Consider the following 20,972-nt stretch of genomic DNA (forward strand, 5'->3'; position numbering starts at 1 on the left):
GAATGACAACGAAAGCCAATATATTAATCGTCGATGATTTACCTCAAAATTTAAAATTACTTGCTGAGTTAATGAAAGGAAGCGATTATTATGTCCGTCCTGTCACCAGTGGAAGATTAGCCTTATTAGCGGCACAGGCCATTCCACCCGATTTAATTTTACTGGATATTAATATGCCTGTAATGGATGGTTTTGAAACCTGTGAGAAACTAAAAAGTTTTGAAAAAACAAAGCATATTCCAATTATATTTTTATCGGCAAATACAGAATCGGAGGCGGTGATTAAAGGCTTTGAGTTAGGGGCAGTTGATTACATTACCAAACCCTTTAATTCGACCGAGGTGCTTATTCGGGTTAAAACTCATTTAGAACTTAAATTTACCAAAGAAACCATTGTAAAACAAAATCATGCTCAACAAGAGCTTTTACATGTTTTGTGTCATGATTTGATGAATTCCGTCGGTGCCGCACAAGCGATGATGGATATAAAAAAAATGGATGAAGGGCTTACAGATGAAGATGAAATGATGTCATTGGCCATTAATAATGCCGTTGATGTGATTGGTATTGTTCATCAACTTAGAAAAATTGATGAAAATAAAGTTGAAATTGAATTAAATTTATCAAATTTAAAGGGCTTAATTGGTGAAACGCTCATTATTTTGGGGGCTAAAATTAAAGAAAAAGGCCTTGAGATCGTACTTGAGGTTGATGAAGAGGTGGTTGTTTTAGTTGAAAGTGTTTCTTTTATTAATTCGATTCTTAATAATTTATTAACCAATGCCATTAAGTTTTCATATCCGAATTCAAAAATTATTATTTCAGCTCAAAAAACAGAGGGAAAAGTCTTTTTATCGGTCAAAGATTTTGGGGTTGGGATGCCAAAATCCTTACAAGAAGATGTTTTTCATGTTGAAAAAGCAACGACACGGGAAGGGACGGGCGGCGAATTAGGCACAGGCTTTGGAATGCCGCTGGTTAAAAAATTTATAGATGCTTATGGCGGCAAAATAGACATTATTTCGCATGAAAAAAGTGAAGAAAGTGAAGAGCAAGGGACTGAAATAAAACTAGAATTATTATCAGAATTTCCTGAATCTTAAAGCTAGGGTAATTATTATCTATAAATAGGGCGGTTTCGTGTTGCTATCTGGGTTTTAAATAGCGAATGAGACGTGATTAAAGGGTCATTGCTTAGAATCCCCAACACTTGTAAACTCAGGTTATAATAAGCAATTTTTAGAATGGAAATACGAATGGTTGCACGAACTAAAATGCCTCAATCGGTTGATTTAGAAACGGGTAAAACTTACGCATGGTGTGCCTGTGGGTTAAGTCAATCAATGCCTTTATGTGATAGCTCACATCAAAAAACAGATAAACGTCCTGTTATCTTTGTTGCCGAAGAAACCAAAACAGCCTATTTATGTGCCTGTTCAAATTCAGAGGTTCCCCCTCTTTGTGATGGCAGTCACTGCACGGCTGAATTTTAATAGGCGTTAATAATGGCAATTGAAATCGAACATAAGTTTTTATTAGCGAATGACACATGGCGTAAACAAGTAACACATAGCGTTTATTATAAGCAGGGTTATTTAAATTCGGATCAACAAAGCTCCGTTAGAGTGCGTATTGCCGATGATAAAGCATGGCTTAATTTAAAAAGTGCGACGATTGGCACGCAGCGGCAAGAATATGAATACGAAATTCCCATGACCGATGCGAATGAAATTATTGACAGCCTTTGTCGTAAACCCTTGATTGAAAAAACACGGCACTTTGTCCCTATTGAGCAACATCTTTGGGAAATAGATGAGTTTGTGCAAGATAATCAGGGTTTAATTGTGGCTGAAATTGAATTATCGGTCGTGGGTGAAGCGTTTCACTGTCCCGATTGGTTAGGTCAAGAAGTCACGGACGATGTTCGTTATTATAATAACAACCTCAGCCAACAACCTTATAGCACATGGAACTAAATTAAATGGTTGAAAAACTGTTTTCTGGGCGGTTTTTATTAAATTTCAAGTTTGACAGAGCAGGGCATCAAATTTGAAATTTTTTATTGCTCATTTATGGCAACGAAAAGTAATCCGTATTAGCACCTACTGTGGGCTAGGTCTCCTAATTAGCGCGTTACTCCTTGTTATTTTATTACAGCTTCCTTTTGTACAAAAACAAATTGCACAGACTTTAAGTCAAACCTTAAGTGATGATGCGGTGCATATTAAGCTCAGTCCGATTGAAGGGTTCTTTCCTTTTGATATTCAATTTTCTAATTTTAGTCTTGCGGATAAACAAGGCGTTTGGCTTGAATTGGAGGACGTTCAGTTAAAATGGTCATTGACGGCTTTATTAACAGGCGAAATTCAAATTGATGCCTTAGAAGCCAAACGTTTATGGATTAAACGCTTACCACCCGCCCTTCCGCCTGAAAAAGAGGATGCTACAGGCCTTGAAATCCCGACGACACTCCCTGAAATTAACCTTGATTTACCGATCATTAATGTTCAACAGTTAGGCATTAATGATATTCGCTTAGAACAAGCGGTTATAGGGCAGGCATTAAACCTAAAATTTACCGCGAATGCCCAAACCGTGGGTCAAAAAATCAAGGCGAAACTTCAGTTAAAACGGACCGATCAAGCCAGTTTAACCTTAAATTTAGATGCTCAAATTCATCTTAACCCTTTGACGCTCACGACTCAACTTGACCTTGATGAAACAGGGGGAATATTAGCCGCGCTTTCTCAACAGCCTGAATTAAAAAAACTAAAGTTAAGTTTAACGACAGCGGGTTTATTAACAAACTTAAAGGTTAATTTAAAGACCGATATTGAAGGAATCGGTCAGCTTAAAACTGATATTCAGTTAGGTTTAACAGAACAACCGTGGTTAAATTTAAAAACTGATTTGCACTTGCAAGCAGGGTTATTAAACGCGGATATAATTGATTTAATCGGTCAAAAGCAACAACTTCAATTAAATGTAATCGCCGCGAACTCCTATAATGTTGCACTTAAACACTTAACGTTTGATAATAAATTAATCGGCTTAAATTCCCAAGCAACCATTGATTTATCGACTCAAAATATAGAGGCGCAGGTTAATTTAAAACTGTCTCAATTAAAAAAATTAACCACGTTAACAGGGATTAAATTATCAGGTGAAAGTGAACTGAATTTAAAGGCAGAAGGTTTATTATCCGCCCCAAAAATTAATGTAAAAGCACGGGTTAAAAATTTAAAGGTGGATGATTTATCACTCCAAGCTCTTAAATTAAACCTTGATCTAGCCCCTTTAAAAACCTTAGCTGAAGCGCAGTTTAATATTGCATTACAAGGAACGGCGACCGATTTAAAACAAAACGGTCAATCACTTCCCGAGTCTAATTTATCATGGCAACTGGTCACGACGGTTGATGAAAATAAGCGGTTTAACCTAAGAAAATTAAACGTAGAGGGTGAGTGGTCGCATTTACACTTAGCGGGTATTTTTGATAGCCAACAGCAGCAAGGTGATTTAAAACTGAACCTTGTTGTAGACCATTTAAAGGCCGTAACCTCCGTTGCCAAGGCAAATATAAAAGCCGCTGCAACGATTAAAATTCATCCAAAAGTTGAAAAAATAACGATTGATTTAAAAACCGATTTATTGCAATTATCAGGACTTGATGCGGAAATTAATCAATTATTAGGCCAACAGGTTCATTTAAGTTCAACTATTGAAGTGATTCCTAATCAGCAACTTAAGATTAAACGATTGGCTATTAATACAAAAGCTCTTAATCTAAAGGCTAAGACCACCCTTAATTTAAAAAATCAACAGCTTAAAGGCAAGGTTACGATTGCGATTCCTTACTTTAAAAACAAGGATTTACACTTTAAACGCGCTTTAGTTGATTTAACGATTGCAGGGAGTTCTAAAAAACCGAAGCTCACGTTATTGGCGACATTGCCTGAATTAACGGTGGCTAATCAAAATTTAAACGGAATTAAACTTCATGTAAAAGCGAATGATGTTCTTGATAAGTTAACAGGAAAATTAACTTTAAATTTAAAACACTATCAACAACCCTTCGCCATAAAAACAGCTTACGGCTTAAAAAAACAACAGCTAACCCTGAATAATATTTTAATTAAGGCCCCAAAAACAACATTAAAAGGGGATTTATCCGTTGATTTATCAACGACACAGTTACAAGGAAAATTAACCGCAACCAGTGATTTAAGCGGGTTTAAACCGTGGTTAGACAAATCATTAATAAAAGGAAGTCTTGCTTTAAATGCCGATTTTAAACCTATTCAGGGGAAGCAGTCGGTGCAATTAAAGGCTCGATTAAAGCGGTTTAAGCTGGATGAGTTAAGTTTGAAAACGTTAACATTCGATGCAGAGATTAACGATGCTTTAAATACGCCAAAGCTTAATGCGCGTGTGCATTTAAAAGAACTCAAGCAACAGCAAACCCAATTAGACGATTTAAAACTAACCGCCCTAGGGGTATTAGAACAATTAAACGTACAGCTTGCGGTTCAAGGCGAACATCAACAGCCGTTTAATTTATCAGTGACCGCAACCGTTAAACAAAAAGATCAACAAACACAGTTACACTTGCAGCGTATTACGGGAAAACTGGCTAAACAAAAAATTAAGCTAGAACACCTCAGTACCTTGACATTAACTCCTAAAAAAATAACCTTGAGTCCGTTATCGTTATTTATTGGTAAAGCCCATCTTAAGGGGCAAGTGAATTACAGTAAGGAACTTGTCGCAGGAAATTTAAAGTTGGATTTCCCTTTAAGTTTTATTAATCAATGGGTCAAAACGCCCTTAAAAGGTGATTTTAAAACAGAGGTTACGTTGTCAGGAACAGGGAAGCAACCTCAAATAGAGCTTGCGCTTAATCTTAATGACTTAGGCTTGAACGAAGAGGATTATGAAAAAATTCCTGCGACTCAAATTGCGCTGACTACTCAGTTTAAACAGCAGCAATTATCAGCGCAAGTTGAAATGCGGAATCCGCAATTTAAAAAGCCCCTGCATTTAGCGTTACAGTTACCTATGCGCTTACAACTTGAGCCGTTTAATTTTAAACTTCCTGAAGACAAAGCATTACAGGGACAATTAACTGCGGATTTAAATTTAAAGGATTTAACGAAAAATATACCGATTGAAGGTCAAAAATTAGCGGGTGACTTTAAGACACGGCTTAATTTAACAGGCACTTTAAAGAAGCCAGAACTCAATGGCCGAGTGAGTTTAGAACAAGGCGATTATCAAAATGCCATCACAGAGACTCATCTTAAAAATATTCGATTGCATATTGATGCAAAGCCAAAACAGATTAGACTCACTGAATTAAGGGTAGAAGATAATGAAAAAGGGACGATTAACGGTAAAGGCTTATTAACATTAGCAACCGATTCCACGTTTCCTTTTCAGGGTGAATTAAACATTAATCACATTCAATTAGCGAACAGTCCTCAGTTACGAACTCATTTGAGCGGTAATATTTATCTCAAAGGAAATGAGAAAAAATCCTTGTTATCAGGGCAATTAAGTATTGATGATTTTCATTTTACGCTGCCGTCTATTTCGAGTTCTCAAGAAGCCATTCCTGAATTAGAAGTGATTGAAATTGGAAAAGGTCGGCCTTCAGTTAAGAAACAATTAGCCATTAAACAAGTTAATAATAAAAAAGAATTCGATATGCAATTAGATGTTGGCGTTAAGATGGCCAATCAATTTTATATTAAAGGCTATGGTTTAGAATCAGAATGGCAGGGGGATTTAACTATAAAAGGGGATGCGTCCATGCCTAAAGTTTTAGGCTTAATTCAGATTAAAAAAGGAACGTTAGAAATTTTAAATAATCGTTTTGCATTTCGACAAGGATTAATTGACTTTAATGGGGCTTATCCACCTTTACCCAGTTTAGATATAGAAACCGTGGCTAATACAGACGAAGGTGAAGCGTTTGTTCGTATCAAAGGCATGGCAGATAACCCCCAATTAGAACTTTCACATAATCCGACTCGTCCACAAGATGAAATTTTATCGTATTTATTATTCAAAGAAAATACAAAAAGTATTTCCCCGATGCAAGCATTACAATTAGCCGATGTCATTACGATGCTGGCCAGTGGTGGTTTAACTAATATTGATACCTTGGGGAATTTACAAACAGGCTTGGGATTGGATCGTCTTAATTTAGGTGGCGATAGTTTTGATACCGCCTCGGTGAAAGCGGGTAAATATATTACGGATAAAATTTATCTGGAAGTAGAGCAAGGGTTACAAAGTGAGTCGAGTACCGCTACGGTGGAAGTGGATTTATTACCCGATATAAAAGCCGAAGTTGAATTTAATCAAAACTCAGATAGTGCGATAGGGATTAAATGGAAGCACGATTATTAAGTCTTTGGCTACCAACTTAAGACGGGACACTATAGAGCGAGACTTAATCGTTCGTCCTGAGTTCAGTCGAAGCACGAACGGTTTAACCTCAACTTGCCCCGTCTTAAGTTGGTAGCTTAAGCCTCTAGTTTAAGTCCTACAAAATATTCATTAATTTTAGGCATGTTATAAACCTCTAAGCCTGTTTGTTCTTCAATGGCGTGAATGACTTCTTGAATCCGTTCTGGGTTTTCGCTGGCAATGACAAACCACATATTAAGAATATGGTCGCGTTCATAATTATGAGCTACTTCAGGGAAGGCGTTAATAATTTTAGCAATTGCGTCAAAATTATCGGTAGGTGCTTTAACAGCGGCTAATGTTAATGCGCCGCCCATTTTTTCAGCATGATATAACGGCGCGAAACGGGAGAGAATGCCTGAGGCTAATAATTGCTTGAGGCGTTCAATTAAAACCGTTTCGGTTAATCCTAATTGACTCGCAACCACTTGATAAGGCGATTCACAAATAGGAAACCCCCCTTGCAGTTCGTTGATGATTTTTTTATCTATGTCGTCCATGGGTTTATATAAAAGTTAGGCGGCTTTATTTTCAAGCGGTTGCATGAGTTCTTGAAAAATTTTTCCAACAGAAGGATCTTTTAGCATATCTGCTAAGGTATTTTCCAATGCTATTTTATCTTCACAATAATGCTGCCGATAATCCCGTGTAATCTTACAAGGATAGCCTTTGTTATCTTTAGACCATTTTGCGATTTCTATTTTTTTAGAATTTTCAACTGATGGGTTATAAGCAATAATTGACTCATCATTTTCTTCTTTAAAAAAAGATTCGTTAGTGGTAACTTTATTTGAAAATATATTATTAAATTTGGCGACATCTAAAGATGCATTGTCTATTTTTGGCTTAGACAACTTTATAGATAAACCAATTCTAATTTTGATTTGCCCTTTGGTAGCATTTGATAGTTGGTTATTTAATTCATCAAAAACTAACCTTATTTCTAAGTTATTTTCTTCAGCGATTACTACCGCTTCTTGACCTTGGTTAAACGCTTCAATAAAGTTAATCATCATACCCCCTTTTTAAGTGTTGTCATGACAGGTAAATGATCGAAAATAGTTTTCCCATTTTTTACCTGTTTTAAGTAATCGGAAAAATAAACAATTCCCGTTTCTTTTTCGTCTAATAACCATTTATTACCTATTATAAAGACAGAAGATACGATTATTTGATCAAATGTATGCCATTGGGTTATTGACCCTGATTTATAATAATACGTTCCCGCATAGTCTGGGTTTTGATAGCTCAAATATTGCCAAAATGGATTATAAAGTAAAAATTCTTTTTTCAAAATTAGAGCTTTATCTCTTGTGGCCATCAGTTGTTCACTTAAGGGGTCATCAAAAGGCTCATCGTTATAATCACCCAATAAAATTAAAGGAGCGTCTTTTCCAAAATTCTTATAAATATCATCGACTTCATCGCGCAATCGCATTCCAAGTAAATGTCTATCTGCATCACTTTTAGAACAATGAAGTCTACTTTTCCAGTGAGAAACAAATAAATAGAACGGCTCTTTCTCATTTATTATTTCTAAAATAATTTTTTGAGCAATTTTTATTTTTTGATCGCCTCGTGCGGTGTCTATTACAATGACTTCTGAATGAATACGCACTTTATCCTGATGATAGATAAAACACGTATCAAAGTTTACTCGACCTGATTTAACCACCCCAGTTACTATTTCATAATTTTCTAGCTCTTTTAGTTGCTTAAAAAAAGTAACGTCGTCGGCGGATACCTCACCTAGGGCAAGAAAATCAATCTCTTTTTCATTGAGTAATTTATAAATAACCTCGACAGCAACCTTTCTGTGTTTATCGTATTCATTCTCGGTTCTTTTTATGGGCGGTGATAAACTACTATTCCACCATGAAAACTTAAGTGTTTGGGTGGGTGACAAGGCTAATTATTCTTTAATTTTATAAATTGCGCCTCGTTGTTTAAAACATTGACGACTAAATAATACATCATGATTAAAACTATCTAAGGCACAGGATTCAATTAATTGTTCTAATTGCTGCAAGACTTTATCACGTGATTTTCCATGGATCATGCAATAAAGATTATACGACCAAACTCCACCATGACGGGGGCGTAAATAACATAAATTCACAAATTGAAATTGACTAATTTGCTTACCTATTTGTTTCACTTGGCTATTGGGAATATCAAACACGACCATTGCATTGGCACGATACCCTAAGCGGCGATGATTTACAATCACCCCTAGGCGTTTAATAAGCCCCTCTTGTTTTAATTTTGATAACCGTTTAATGACTTCTAGTTCACTTAAACCTAAGGGTTTTCCAACTAAGGCATAAGGTTTTGAAACTAACGGTAAACCATTTTGTAGGGCTTCAATTAACTGCTGATCTCTTATATCAATCATCAAATGCAATCTCAAAGCCTAAGTTAATATAATAATCTTCCAATAAGGGCAGTCGCATCGCTTTAAAACCTGTTTTGGTTTCAATGCGTTCAATGGTCGTTTGTAAATGGTCGCTGTCTTCTGCCATTAATACAAACCAAAGATTAAAATGATTTTCCCGCTCATAGTTATGATTCACTTCGGGGTGTTGATTAATAAGGGAGGCTGTGGCCTGTAATTGATCGGGCGGAACTGCCATAGCGACTAATGAGCTAACCCCAAGATGATTAGGGGGAATGACTAAGCCAATCCGACTGATAAATTGTTGTTCGTTTAATTGCTCAAAAGCAAGTAAGACCTCATCTTCGCTGGCTCCAAGTGAGCGCGCAATCTCTTTATAAGGGGTCGGCGATAAGGGGAAATCATGTTGAAAATTATTAAGAAGTTGTTGATCTAAGGGTGATAACATCACAAACCCATTTTATGTGCGCGAGAGCTGAAAAAGATACCGCTCGGTTTATCGGCAGGCAAGCGTTTTATTAGGTTGAAATTTTCGGTATCATAAATAACCAGTTGATTATCATCACGCACCGAGACCCAAACTTGTTCACCTCGTGGCGTAAACTCCATGTGCAAAACAGCTTTACCTGGCGTTAAGGCGTGAATAATACTCAAGTCTTTAACATCAATAATTTGTAAGGTCTGATTATTGGGAAAGGCGAAATTAACCCAGACTTGTCGGCCATCAGGTTGTGCCATGACAAATACAGGTTGTCCTGCAACAGGGATACGTTTAACTAAGGTCCATTGACGTTTATCAATCACTAATACTTCATGCTGACCCATTGCGGGAATTAACATAAAATCCCCTGCCATCGCCCAACCCTCTAAATGCGGCATTTTATACACAGGTAATTTTTCATCTTTTTTACCATAATCAGGCAAAATGCGTTTTACGCCTTGGTCGGGATTCCATAAATCTAATAAAGCAAGGCCTTGTTCACCAAATAAACCGGCAATGTAATAACGACCGTCAGGCGAAAGAAGGGCATCGTAAGGTTGTTTACCGATATTTTTAAATTTTTTAATAATAGGTTTTTTAGGGTTTTTAATATTGACCGCCCAAATTTCACCGGCATCAAACAAACTAAAAATAAAGTGATGTTTAGGCGCATCGACTAAGCCAACCACTTTAGATAATTTTTTATCGCCGTATTCTGCGGGAATATCCGCAATGAGTTCTAACGAGTCGGTTGAAAAAATCTTAATACCACCAGGGGTGTAATTAGAAACGGCAATAAACTGTCCATCTTGTGAAATCGCGCCCCCAATACTATTACCTGCTTGAATAATACGTTTGGCGACTTTATCTTTTAATAGGTCAATTTTACTTAACCCGCCATCGCGTCCAAAAATAAACGCATAACGTTGGTCACGGGAAAAAACGACTGAGGCGTGGGATAAATCCCCTAATGCCTCAATTTTAGCTAAGGTCGTGTGTTGGCTATGATTGACAATTAAAGCACTGCCTTGGGCGCGTTCAATAACAACGCCTAAATCACCCGTTGCGCGTAAATCGGCCATGCTATTAAAGGAAACTAGGGCTAAAAAAAAGAGAGGTTTAAACATAATTTATTATTTTTATGGGGGGCTATGGTAAGACTATTTTAAAGGTTTATTTTTCTATATCAATTAATGATTGGATGAATTCAATCTTAAGCTCTGTGGCTTTTGAAATAACCTCGGTATCTAGTCCCTGCTTTAACATGTTTTTAGCAATTGCCGTGTTTCTTTCATCCCTATTTGAATTCCGTTATCAAACACTGTTGATTCCATCTCTTCAATATGTACTTCATCAATCATCCGTGATTTTTCTTGTGGGGATACCTCATCTTCTTCAATAGGCGTTAATATTTTTTGAATTTCAGGCCGTTGATAATCGTGTTCTTTAACTTCCCCATCTAAACTATTACCAATAACTTGCAGCCATTCTTTAAATAATTCAGGGGGGTGGGTTATTGTTTAAATAGTTAGGGTAAATATAAATAATTTTATGTGGAATTTCATTTAAGGCGTTTCCCTGTAAATCTTTAGGGTCAAAATCTATAACCGAAACATCGTATTTATGTTTATTACCTGACGTTAAAACAACAATTGTATAAACTGCTAACGGAGGTTTATAATTAATGGCTGATTTAATTTGTTCTAATAAGGCGATGCAATGATGATGTAGAAAACGGTGATAATGATCGCTATGGCGTGGGTGTTGAATATCAACGATGAAACGATTTTTTTATCGTCGGCATATAAATTATACTTAACTTCGACCCGCCCTAGGCTAGGTTTAAATGATTTTTCGGTTTCTACCTGATCTATTTCTAAATTTATCCCTAAAATATCGCGGACAAACCCTTTAAACACATCGACATCGCAGAATGCTTTTTTAAAAATGACGCCATACCGTAAGGAGGCTACTTTTTTCATGGTATTAAGTCTCAATTAAAGGTGAGAAAAAATCGGTTAGGTCACTAAGTAATCGGTTGCAACCTTCCAAATAGGACTCCCCGTTGCTTGCGTATTAACACTCGCCCAGCCAGAGACTTTGTAGTTTTTAGAGGCCATTAATAATTGCCCGTTTAATAAGCGTAATGCACTAATTCGTTGGCCTATTTTCGCTTCAGGATTAATGTTATAACGCATTCCACCCACTCTAACCATATCACCGCCTTGTCGATAATAAGGATCACGATTAAATAGATTATCGGCCACATCCTCTAAAATCGCTTTAATTTTTTCCCCTGAAAGCAGTTGAGTATAACTGTTCGGATAGGTAATCGCAGTGTGATTCATGACATCTTCAAAATACAGCGTTTGATGGGGTAATAAGCTCGCGCCCCAACGAAATCCTGGTGAAAAAGAAATTTCAGCATTATTAACTGTGCGTAAGGCCGTTAATAAAATTTCATCAAAACTTCCTTGGAAATTATCACGTCGATAAAGTAATTTATCGGTTATGGCTAAGGGCTTCCGTAACGTGGCTAAATAAGGTTTACGAGTGGCTTCAATGAAGGTTTGGACTTTTTTATCAGGGGCTAATAAATTGGAAAAAACAGGGAGTAATTGATAATGACACTGCTTTAATTTTCCTTGTTTTATGTCTAAATCCACAACGGCTAAAAATTTACCATGACTGCCTGCATTAGTCACCCACGTTTTATTAATTAATAACGGTTTTGGAATCGCATCATGCGTGTGTCCGCCTAAAATAATATCCAAACCGTTCACACGTGAGGCTAATTTTAAATCAACGTCCATGCCATTATGTGACAATAAAACAATCACTTCGGCTTTTTTATGCTGTTGAATGTCATTGATAATCGTTTGTAACCGTTGCTCTTGAATACCAAATTGCCAATCAGGGGTAAAGCGTTGTGGATTTGCAATGGGAGTATAAGGAAAGGCTTGCCCAATCACCGCAATACGAGCATTTTTTAAGGATTTAATAATATAAGGCTTAAAAACTTCCGCTTGATCGGTGTCTTGATTAAATTGAGCTTCTTCGGTTAATGAAATATTTTGGGCAATGAACTCCCCCTTAAACTGGGCAATATTTTTTTTTAAGTGTTCAACGCCATAAGTAAATTCCCAATGCCCTGTCATGGCATCTACGCCTAATAAATTAGCGAGTTTCAGCATATCCTGACCTTGTGTCCATAAGGCGGTAGCAGACCCTTGCCAGCTATCGCCGCCATCTAAAAGTAAGGTGTTTTCTTCCCCGCTTTGTTGGCGTAATTGATGAATTAAGGTGGCTAAATAAGCCATTCCGCCCATTTTCCCATAAGTTTTGGCCGCTTCCACAAAATTAAGATCACTAAATGCATAAGCATGACGTGAATGAGGGTGAAGACCAAAAAAATTTAAAAAAGCCTGTCCCGTTAAATGAGGCGGCAAACCTTTTTCTTTACCCACGCCGATATTACTATGCGGTTCACGATAATATAAAGGATGGAGTTGGGCATGAACATCGGTAAAATGCAATAAACGCGCCTGACCGCGTTCGGGCAATTGATACAAATTGTCAGGGGTCGATGAAAATCCGTGGCCTAAAGTAGGGCATAAACCTAAACTTATTAATGACTGTAAAAATTGCCGACGCTGCATTTAGAACTGTGATGCTATTTGTTGTTGTATTTTTTCAGCCATCGCTTTACGATTTTCAGCATCACGTATTGGTCGCCCAACGACAATATAGTCCGCGCCATTTTGAAAGGCTTGTTCAACACTAACCACTCGTTTTTGATCGTCTTCTTCCTGATTATCAACGGGACGAATCCCTGGCGTAATGACGAGTAAGTGTTGATCTAATTCTTTTCGTATCATAGACACTTCAAGTCCTGACGAAACAATGCCATCACAGCCTAATTCTAAGGCGCGTTTAGCGCGTGATAAAACTAAGGCTTTAACATCACATTGAAAGCCCAAATCATCTAAATCGCCTCGGTCTAAACTGGTTAACGCGGTGACGGCTAAGACTTTTAAAGAACCCTTATTTTTAGCCGCAGCCTCCATAATGGCGTTATTTCCATGAATAGTGGCGAGATCAACCCCTTTGTGACTTAAGGCGTTAATGGCTCTTCCTACGGTGGCAGGGACATCAAAAAATTTTAAATCGACAAAGACTTTTTTATGACGTTGTTTAAGCCAGTCAATGAATTCAAAATAATTCCCTGACATAAAAAGTTCCATGCCCACTTTATAAAAGATCACCGAATCCCCTAACTCCTCAACCAAGGCTTGAGCTTCTTCAATACTCGGAACATCAAGAGCCATAATAAGTCGCTCTTGCACGGGGATCGCTTTGTTTGAAATAAATGACATAGTGTATTTTTTTAAAGGTAAAAAATGAATGGCTCAGTATACTAAGACTGATTATTTATTCAAGCGGGATTATAAAAAACTGGACATCATTAAATAGCTCAGGGATACTTGCCATTTTATTTGATGAATGGGTGACTAGAATGGGTTTTATGCAAGGTAAACGAGTTTTAATTGTAGGTTTAGCGAGCAATCGTTCTATTGCATGGGGAATTGCAACTGCTATGCACCGTGAAGGGGCTGAATTAGCGTTTACCTACCAAAATGAAAAATTAAAAGGGCGTGTTGAAAAAATGGCGGCTGAATGCGATTCTAATATTACGATTGAATTGGATGTGGCTAAAGATGAAAATATCACCCAAGTCTTTACGGAATTAGGTCAGCATTGGGATGGTTTAGATGTCATTATCCATTCGGTTGCCTTTGCTCCTCGTGAAGCTTTAGATGGGGATTATGTCAATGCAACCACTCGTGAGAATTTTTCAGTGGCTCATGATATTAGTTCGTATAGTTTTACAGCCTTAGCCAAAGCGGGACGTGAAATGATGGCGGGACGTAATGGTTCTTTATTAACCTTAAGTTATTTAGGCGCGGAACGGGCTATCCCAAATTACAATGTGATGGGTGTGGCTAAAGCCAGTTTAGAGGCGAATGTTCGTTATATGGCGGTTGCACTGGGGGCGGAAGGAACGCGTGTCAATGCTATTTCCGCAGGCCCAATTAGAACCTTAGCATCCGCTGGAATTAATAATTTTAAATCAATGTTGAGTAAAGCGGCAGATACCGCCCCTTTAAAACGTAATGTTTCTATTCAAGAAGTCGGTAATGTGGCGGCTTTTTTGTGTTCTGATTTAGCCTCTGGAATGACGGGTGAAATTACTTACGTTGATTGTGGTTATAATATTGCGGGTATTGTTGCAAGCTAACGAATACGAATGTAATAATCTCCGATCGTTATATGCAAAATAAAAAGGGATTTTGTAACTCAGTATTTATCTTTCTTACTGGGTTACGTTTTTTGTTGTCGTAAAAATATAACTCAGCTCACATTAACGTTTCGGATGTGATTCAACGTTCAGATATTATCGACTTAATAATTAACCCCCTATTTTTTAAATGAATACAGAAACCGCTTGCCTTTGTGGCTCAGAATTAACGTATCAGGACTGTTGTTACCTTTATCATTCAGGTGAAAAAAAAGCCCCGACAGCCGAAGTTTTAATGCGCTCACGCTTTACCGCCTACGCGTTGAAAAAAGAAGATTATTTGTTGGCCACTTGGACAGGAAGTAAATGCCCCGCTGCTATTAATTTTGAGAAAGAAGACGCGGAATGGCAACGTTTAGAAATTGTAACGATAAAAAAAGGGCGAGTTAAGGATACGAAAGGGATTGTTGAATTTAAAGCTTATTTTATCAGTCAGGGTGAAAGCTCCGTCATGAATGAAATTAGCCGCTTTAAAAAAATAGATGAGCAGTGGTTTTATTTGGATGGGTTTGTTAAATCAGTGGGGTTGGTGAACAAAAGTCACAATCAAGGGAAAAATGCGCCTTGTTCTTGCGGCAGTGGTAAAAAGTTTAAACGCTGTTGTGGTCAATAATGAATAGGGGTGACGTAATGGGGTGAAAAAACACGTTGATACGCGCTCCCCTATTTATTGGCATCCTATTTTCGATTAGCTGGGTTCTTCTTTATGGAAAATTACAATCGTTTTTCCATGAGCGGTAATGAGTTTTTTAAGTTCTAATTCTTTTAAAACACGTCCCGCAACTTCCCGTGAACAGCCCACAATACGGCTTAATTCTTGTCGAGTTATTTTGATTTGCGTCCCTTGTAAATGGGGAACGGCATCGGGTTCTTTGCATAAATCTAATAAGGTTCGCGCCATGCGGCCTTCAACATCCATAAAGGCTAAATCCCGAAAATTTCGACTGGTCATAATCAAACGATCAGACAACTGCTTACCAATCATAAATAAAATATCAAAGGCATCTTTAGCGAGTTCAGATTTTAAGAGTTGCTTTAAACGTTTATGATCTATTTCGGCTAATTGACACTCACAACGAGTTTTTATATTAACCATTCTAATTTCAGTCTCGTTGAAAATACCAATTTCACCAATAAACTGACCTTCATGAAGGTAGGCATAGATAAGCTCACGCCCATCGTCTTCATCAATGGTTCCGACCGTAACAGAACCTTTAATAATAAAATAAAGTTTTTTATTATAGTCGCCAATATGAATAAGCGTGCTTTTAGCTGCGTAGTTTTTGATATGACAATAACGTAAAAAATTTTTAAGCGCGGGATTCGTATCAGGGTTATTAATGGTTATACTCACAAGGATTTGACCTTATTAAAGTTATGTTTAAATAGTTTAATATTCTAGCATCTTCAGAAAGACAGTACTTGAATAGAATGAAGGGTGGACATGACTATTTTAGCGTCAAAAGCTGTTTAGATTATGTTTATTAACCCGTTGGTACCTTACGCTTCTTCGCTAACTAACTCAATGCGCATGGATAAATTAATGGCATTGATATGTTTAGTGAGTGAACCAATAGAAATATAATCAACCCCTGTTTCTGCAATTTGAGTGATATTATTTAAGGTGATATCTCCCGAGGCTTCGAGTGTGATTGTCTCATCGGTTAAACGCACCGCGTGTTCTAAATCGGAGATTGAAAAATTATCCAGCATAATTTTATTAGGTTTTGCGGCAATCGCTTGTATTAACTCAGGGATGGATTCAACTTCAACTTCAATAGTTAGAGTTGTTTGTTGACGCGCTTTTTTTACAGCCTGTTCAATGGAACCTGCGGCTAAGATGTGATTTTCTTTAATTAAAACGGCATCATAAAGGCCAATGCGATGATTAAGACAGCCCCCGCAAGTGACGGCATATTTTTGTGCCAGCCTTAATCCAGGGAGTGTTTTACGGGTATCTAACACCTGACAGCGGGTTTCAGAAACCGCCTCAGCATAGCGTTTTGATTGGGTGGCGGTGGCAGATAACGTTTGTACGATATTTAACGCACTTCGTTCGCCTGTTAATAACGCACGGGCATTCCCACTTAGCGTACAGAGTACCTTATTGGCATCAACGGCCTCACTATCTTGGTGTTGCCAGTGAATTTTTACTTGAGGATCTAAGGTTTTAAAAATAGCTTCAAACCAAGCTTGCCCACATAAGATCATCGGCTCGCGTGTGATAACGGTTGCGGTTGCCTCTTTAGTTTCATCAATGAGCAAGGCCGTTACATCCCCTGTTCCAATATCTTCATCTAAAAAGGGACTGACATCTATTTTACTGGGTAAAGTTATCATTTTTTATTTGGTATACAGTGAAAACGGGCGTGAGATAAAAGGTTTTTTAATTTAAACCCTTATTCCTAAAAATATTATTAACACCTTGTTTATTTGGGTTATTTATCTTTATTAACGAGTAATTTTTTTAAATAAGGCCAAATTTTATCCATGATTAACGGTTGTGCTTTTGCATTGGGATGGAGGCCATCTTTCTGCATTAAACCCTTCATTAGGGCGACATCATTAAGGATAAAAGGCACCAGTGTCACCTTTAAATCGTTCTTTAATTGAGGGTAAACCTTATAAAATAGGTCGGTATAGCGTTTACCATAATTAGGGGGGATACGCATACTTAATAATAACACGTTAACATCGTGCTTTTGACTGCGATGAATAATTTCAGCCAGATTCTTTTTCATGATCTTAGGTGATAAGCCACGTAAACCATCGTTAGCCCCTAATTCCAAAATGAGTACAGAAGGCTTATAATCATTTAGAATTTTGTCTATTCGAGCTAAACCACCCGCGCTGGTTTCGCCACTGACACTTTCATTAATGATCTGATATTTTTTTTCAGTTGTATTTAATTTTTTTTGCAATAAACTAACCCAGCCTTGCTGAACTTCAATACCATGACTGGCACTCAAGCTATCGCCTAAAACAACGATCGTATTTGCTAACAGTGTTGAAGAACTTATCAATAATATTACAGCCCATATAAATTTAAACATGACTCAATTTCAGGTTAATCAAACAACAGATGTAGTTATTGAAACTAAAAATCTTGGTAAAACGGTTTTTAGCTCCAATGCCGAACTGCATATTCTGTCAGCAGTTGATTTAATAATCAAATCGGCAGAGAGTTTAGCCATTTTGGGCGCATCAGGTTCAGGAAAATCCACGTTACTCGGTTTACTTGCAGGATTAGATACCCCCACCGTCGGTGAAGTCATCATTAAAGGACAAACGATTACCACGATGAATGAAGATGGACGGGCATCAATTCGTAATCAATTCATTGGCTTTGTGTTTCAATCCTTTCAATTATTACCTAATCTGACTGCATTAGAAAATGTGATGTTACCGTTGGAATTAACGGGGGATAAAAATGCTAAAACAGCCGCGACTGAATTTTTAGAAAAAGTAGGCTTAAAGGAACGCCTTCATCATACGCCGAAACAACTTTCAGGGGGGGAGCAACAGCGCGTCGCATTAGCGCGTGCCTTTGTGACTCGCCCTACAATTTTATTTGCCGATGAACCGACAGGAAATCTTGATAGTAAAACAGGACGGTCTATCATTGACTTATTATTCAAGCTTAATAAAGAGCAAAAAACAACGCTGGTGTTAGTGACGCATGATAAAGCCCTTGCTAAACGTTGCCGACGAAAAATTACGCTTGAAGCGGGTAAAATTATATGAAACACTCAACATTAGCTCTGCGTTTATTATGGCGAGAAGGTCGTTCAGGTGAACTGACTATTTTATTAATCGCCCTGATTATTGCGGTAAGTAGTTCAACTGCGATTAGTTTATTTGCCAATCGTTTGCATCGAACGATGAATTTTCAAGCCGCGACTTTTTTAGCAGGTGATCTAGTTGTTGCCTCGCCCACGTTATTACCCACAGTTTGGTATGCAAAAGCCAAACAATTTCATTTAAAACAAGCGGAAACGGCTGAGTTTTCCAGCGTATTAATGGAAAATGATGAGTTATTACTGGTAGGGGTTAAAGCGGTCAGCGATCAGTATCCCTTGCGAGGGCAATTAAAATATACTAAGACGGACTTTAGTGGCGAAAAAATAAGCTTAGAGCCGCCTCAAAAAGGCGAAGTCTGGGTTGAATTACGGATTTTATCGGCCCTGAAACTTAAATTAGGGGATGCGTTAACGATTGGGGAAACGCCACTGATAATCAGCCATATTCTTACCTATGAACCTGATAAACGTGGTGATATTTATAGCTTATCGCCCCGTGTCATCATGAATAAGGGGGATTTATCGGCAACAAAGGTTGTTCAGCCCGGTAGTCATGTGCATTATTTTTTCCAATTTAGTGGGGATCAATCCGATATTATTGATTTCAAACACTGGGCCCTGCCTTATTTAAATTCGTCTCAACGGATCATGGACATTCATGAAGACCGTCCTGAACTCAGTACCGCGTTAATCCGTTCGGAACGTTATTTAGGGTTATCCAGTATTTTGGTGATTTTAATCGCAGGCGTGGCTATTGCAATGGCAACGCAGCGTTATAGTCAACGACACTTTAATACCTCGGCGATTTTACGGTGTTTAGGTTGTAAACAAACCGAAATTTTAGAGTTATATGCCTATCAATTTTTATATTTAGGTATTTTTGCCAGCACAATCGGTTGCATTATTGGCTGGTTTGGACAGCAACAATTGTTTCAATTACTGGCAAATTTATTACCTAGTAAGGTGGCTGACCCTAGTTTTTTCGCCTTAGTTTTAGGTTTTTTAACGGGGATCATTATATTATTCGGCTTTGCCTTCCCCCCGTTATTGCGTTTAAAAAAGGTTTCCCCCTTAAGAGTATTACGTCGTGATTTAACCCCGTTACCCAGTAGCGCATGGTTAGTTTATAGTTGCGCGTTGGGGTTGGTCGGTGTGCTTATTTGGCATTATACGGATGATCTTGAAATGACCTTGACCTTACTGGGAGGAAGTTCAATTATTTTATTAGTTTTAGGGGTTATCCTCTATTTTCTAATTATTTTTGTGCGTCGCTATTTATTTAAGTTACCCTTAAGTTGGCGATTGGGTCTTCAAGCTTTATTCCGCGAGCCGAAAGCGACAGTCGGGCAGTTATTAGCCTTTAGTTTGACCTTAGTGGCGATGATTTTAAGTTTTATCGTCAGTCATGATTTGATTCGTGATTGGCAAAAACAATTGCCTGAAAATACGCCGAATCATTTCGCGCTTAATATTTTCCCTGAGCAATTGGCTTGTTTTGAAGAAAGTTTAAACGCTGAAAAAATTCAACTGAGTCAATTGTACCCAATTGTAAAAGGGCGGTTAGTGAAAATTAATAACACGCCTGTACAGCAAATCGTCAGTAAAGATACACAGGGACAACGCGCGACACATCGAGATTTAAGTTTAACCTTCACCGCTGCCTTGCCTGATGATAACCCGCTTGTTGAGGGGGTATGGTGGGCAGAAGAGACGACTGAAAAAGGGTGGGTTTCCATTGAAGAAAAATTAGCGAAAAGTTTAAAGGTTAAGTTGGGTGATAACTTAACCTTTACTGTGGGCAGTATGCAATTTGATGCGCGTATTAGCAGCATTCGTAAGGTAAACTGGGAATCTATGAAGCCTAATTTTTATATGATTTTTTCACCTGCAACCTTAGAAAATTATGCGCATACCTATTTAACCAGCTTTTATGTCCCTAAAGAAAATAAAAATAGCCTCAATCACTTGGTAAAAGAATACCCTGCCATGACATTATTGGAAGTGGATGCTATTTTAACGCAACTTAAAACTATTTTAATGCAGCTCACGCAAGCGATTAACTACTTGCTTTATTTTGCCTTGTTAGCGGGGTTTACCGTTTTATTTGCGGCGGTTTATGGCACATTAGATGATCGTATCTATGAAAGTGCATTAATGCGAACCTTAGGCGCAAATCGAAAATTATTACAAACCAGTCATTTAGTTGAATTTTCATTATTAGGCTTTATTTCTGGTTTGTTAGCGATTATGATTGCAGAAGCTTTAATTTTTGGACTCTATCATTATGTACTGCATCTTGAGTTTCATTTTCATGGGTTATTATGGGGGTTGACACCTATTATAGGTGCGCTTACGGTAACGATTGCAGGTTATATGGGGGTTAAAAAAGTTGTAAAATCGCCACCAATGGGGGTATTACGAATGACAGAAGACAGATAATCAAAAAAAGCTTATTTTCATTAT

Annotated in this window: 20 protein-coding genes; 8 read left to right on the forward strand and 12 right to left on the reverse strand. The window is 37.7% G+C overall.

Features of this window, described 5'->3' with window-relative positions; genetic code table 11:
* Window positions 1–2: 2 nt before the first annotated feature.
* From Q9M50_07990 to Q9M50_08005, 4 genes are all read left to right on the forward strand, one after another.
* Entirely contained in the window at window positions 3–1,103 is a 1,101-nt protein-coding gene (locus Q9M50_07990) for a response regulator (protein MDQ7090570.1), read from the forward strand.
* Window positions 1,104–1,244: 141 nt separating this feature from the next.
* The gene (locus Q9M50_07995; GenBank protein ID MDQ7090571.1) at window positions 1,245–1,493 is read left to right on the forward strand and encodes a CDGSH iron-sulfur domain-containing protein; all 249 of its coding nucleotides are present in this window, start codon (window positions 1,245–1,247) and stop codon (window positions 1,491–1,493) included.
* Between the two features lie 12 nt (window positions 1,494–1,505).
* Window positions 1,506–1,976: a CYTH domain-containing protein gene (locus tag Q9M50_08000; GenBank protein MDQ7090572.1), complete on the forward strand. Its 471-nt coding sequence runs from the start codon at window positions 1,506–1,508 to the stop codon at window positions 1,974–1,976.
* 73 nt (window positions 1,977–2,049) lie between these two features.
* The gene (locus Q9M50_08005) at window positions 2,050–6,414 is read left to right on the forward strand and encodes a translocation/assembly module TamB domain-containing protein (GenBank protein MDQ7090573.1); all 4,365 of its coding nucleotides are present in this window, start codon (window positions 2,050–2,052) and stop codon (window positions 6,412–6,414) included.
* A 116-nt stretch (window positions 6,415–6,530) separates the two neighbouring features.
* On the opposite strand, the gene Q9M50_08010 is transcribed toward Q9M50_08005, so the two are convergent.
* The 9 genes from Q9M50_08010 to pyrF form a co-directional block, all read right to left on the reverse strand.
* The gene (locus tag Q9M50_08010) at window positions 6,531–6,974 is read right to left on the reverse strand and encodes an AsnC family transcriptional regulator (GenBank protein MDQ7090574.1); all 444 of its coding nucleotides are present in this window, start codon (window positions 6,972–6,974) and stop codon (window positions 6,531–6,533) included.
* Window positions 6,975–6,989: 15 nt separating this feature from the next.
* Window positions 6,990–7,487 (reverse strand): hypothetical protein, encoded by a 498-nt coding sequence (locus Q9M50_08015; GenBank protein MDQ7090575.1) that lies wholly within the window; start codon window positions 7,485–7,487, stop codon window positions 6,990–6,992.
* Window positions 7,487–8,380, reverse strand: a complete 894-nt coding sequence (locus Q9M50_08020; protein ID MDQ7090576.1) for a hypothetical protein — start codon at window positions 8,378–8,380, stop codon at window positions 7,487–7,489. Before Q9M50_08020 ends, Q9M50_08015 begins: the two co-directional genes overlap by 1 nt.
* Window positions 8,381–8,386: 6 nt before the next feature.
* Window positions 8,387–8,869, reverse strand: coding sequence for an AsnC family protein (locus Q9M50_08025; protein ID MDQ7090577.1), 483 nt, complete (start codon window positions 8,867–8,869; stop codon window positions 8,387–8,389).
* Entirely contained in the window at window positions 8,862–9,317 is a 456-nt protein-coding gene (locus Q9M50_08030) for an Lrp/AsnC family transcriptional regulator (GenBank protein MDQ7090578.1), read from the reverse strand. The genes Q9M50_08025 and Q9M50_08030 overlap by 8 nt, the downstream gene beginning before the upstream one ends.
* Window positions 9,317–10,477: a cytochrome D1 domain-containing protein gene (locus tag Q9M50_08035; GenBank protein MDQ7090579.1), complete on the reverse strand. Its 1,161-nt coding sequence runs from the start codon at window positions 10,475–10,477 to the stop codon at window positions 9,317–9,319. The genes Q9M50_08030 and Q9M50_08035 overlap by 1 nt, the downstream gene beginning before the upstream one ends.
* A gap of 576 nt (window positions 10,478–11,053) precedes the next feature.
* Window positions 11,054–11,332, reverse strand: a complete 279-nt coding sequence (locus Q9M50_08040; protein MDQ7090580.1) for a hypothetical protein — start codon at window positions 11,330–11,332, stop codon at window positions 11,054–11,056.
* Between the two features lie 36 nt (window positions 11,333–11,368).
* The gene (gene soxB / locus Q9M50_08045; protein MDQ7090581.1) at window positions 11,369–13,009 is read right to left on the reverse strand and encodes a thiosulfohydrolase SoxB; all 1,641 of its coding nucleotides are present in this window, start codon (window positions 13,007–13,009) and stop codon (window positions 11,369–11,371) included.
* The gene (gene pyrF / locus Q9M50_08050; GenBank protein ID MDQ7090582.1) at window positions 13,010–13,726 is read right to left on the reverse strand and encodes an orotidine-5'-phosphate decarboxylase; all 717 of its coding nucleotides are present in this window, start codon (window positions 13,724–13,726) and stop codon (window positions 13,010–13,012) included.
* Between the two features lie 140 nt (window positions 13,727–13,866).
* Between pyrF and Q9M50_08055 the strand changes: the two genes are divergently transcribed.
* Window positions 13,867–14,649 carry an enoyl-ACP reductase gene (locus tag Q9M50_08055; protein MDQ7090583.1) on the forward strand — a complete coding sequence of 261 codons (783 nt, stop codon included), beginning with the start codon at window positions 13,867–13,869 and terminating at the stop codon, window positions 14,647–14,649.
* A gap of 190 nt (window positions 14,650–14,839) precedes the next feature.
* The gene (locus tag Q9M50_08060; GenBank protein MDQ7090584.1) at window positions 14,840–15,322 is read left to right on the forward strand and encodes a YchJ family protein; all 483 of its coding nucleotides are present in this window, start codon (window positions 14,840–14,842) and stop codon (window positions 15,320–15,322) included.
* 75 nt (window positions 15,323–15,397) lie between these two features.
* Here Q9M50_08060 and crp read toward each other — a convergent pair whose 3' ends face one another.
* The 3 genes from crp to Q9M50_08075 form a co-directional block, all read right to left on the reverse strand.
* Complete coding sequence (gene crp, locus Q9M50_08065; protein ID MDQ7090585.1) at window positions 15,398–16,057, reverse strand: cAMP-activated global transcriptional regulator CRP; 660 nt, start codon at window positions 16,055–16,057, stop codon at window positions 15,398–15,400.
* 152 nt (window positions 16,058–16,209) lie between these two features.
* Window positions 16,210–17,049, reverse strand: a complete 840-nt coding sequence (nadC, locus tag Q9M50_08070) for a carboxylating nicotinate-nucleotide diphosphorylase (GenBank protein MDQ7090586.1) — start codon at window positions 17,047–17,049, stop codon at window positions 16,210–16,212.
* Between the two features lie 98 nt (window positions 17,050–17,147).
* A complete protein-coding gene (locus tag Q9M50_08075) occupies window positions 17,148–17,762 on the reverse strand; it encodes an arylesterase (protein MDQ7090587.1) in 615 nt (204 codons plus the stop codon).
* Here Q9M50_08075 and Q9M50_08080 point away from each other — a divergent pair.
* Together Q9M50_08080 and Q9M50_08085 are read left to right on the forward strand one after the other, a co-directional pair.
* Window positions 17,761–18,453, forward strand: coding sequence for an ABC transporter ATP-binding protein (locus tag Q9M50_08080; GenBank protein ID MDQ7090588.1), 693 nt, complete (start codon window positions 17,761–17,763; stop codon window positions 18,451–18,453). The genes Q9M50_08075 and Q9M50_08080 overlap by 2 nt on opposite strands.
* On the forward strand, window positions 18,450–20,948 hold the full coding sequence (locus Q9M50_08085; protein ID MDQ7090589.1) for an FtsX-like permease family protein: 2,499 nt from the start codon (window positions 18,450–18,452) through the stop codon (window positions 20,946–20,948). The genes Q9M50_08080 and Q9M50_08085 overlap by 4 nt, the downstream gene beginning before the upstream one ends.
* Window positions 20,949–20,972: the final 24 nt, after the last annotated feature.

Source organism: Methylococcales bacterium, assembly GCA_030949405.1.
Taxonomy (GTDB): Bacteria; Pseudomonadota; Gammaproteobacteria; order Methylococcales; family Methylomonadaceae; genus WTBX01.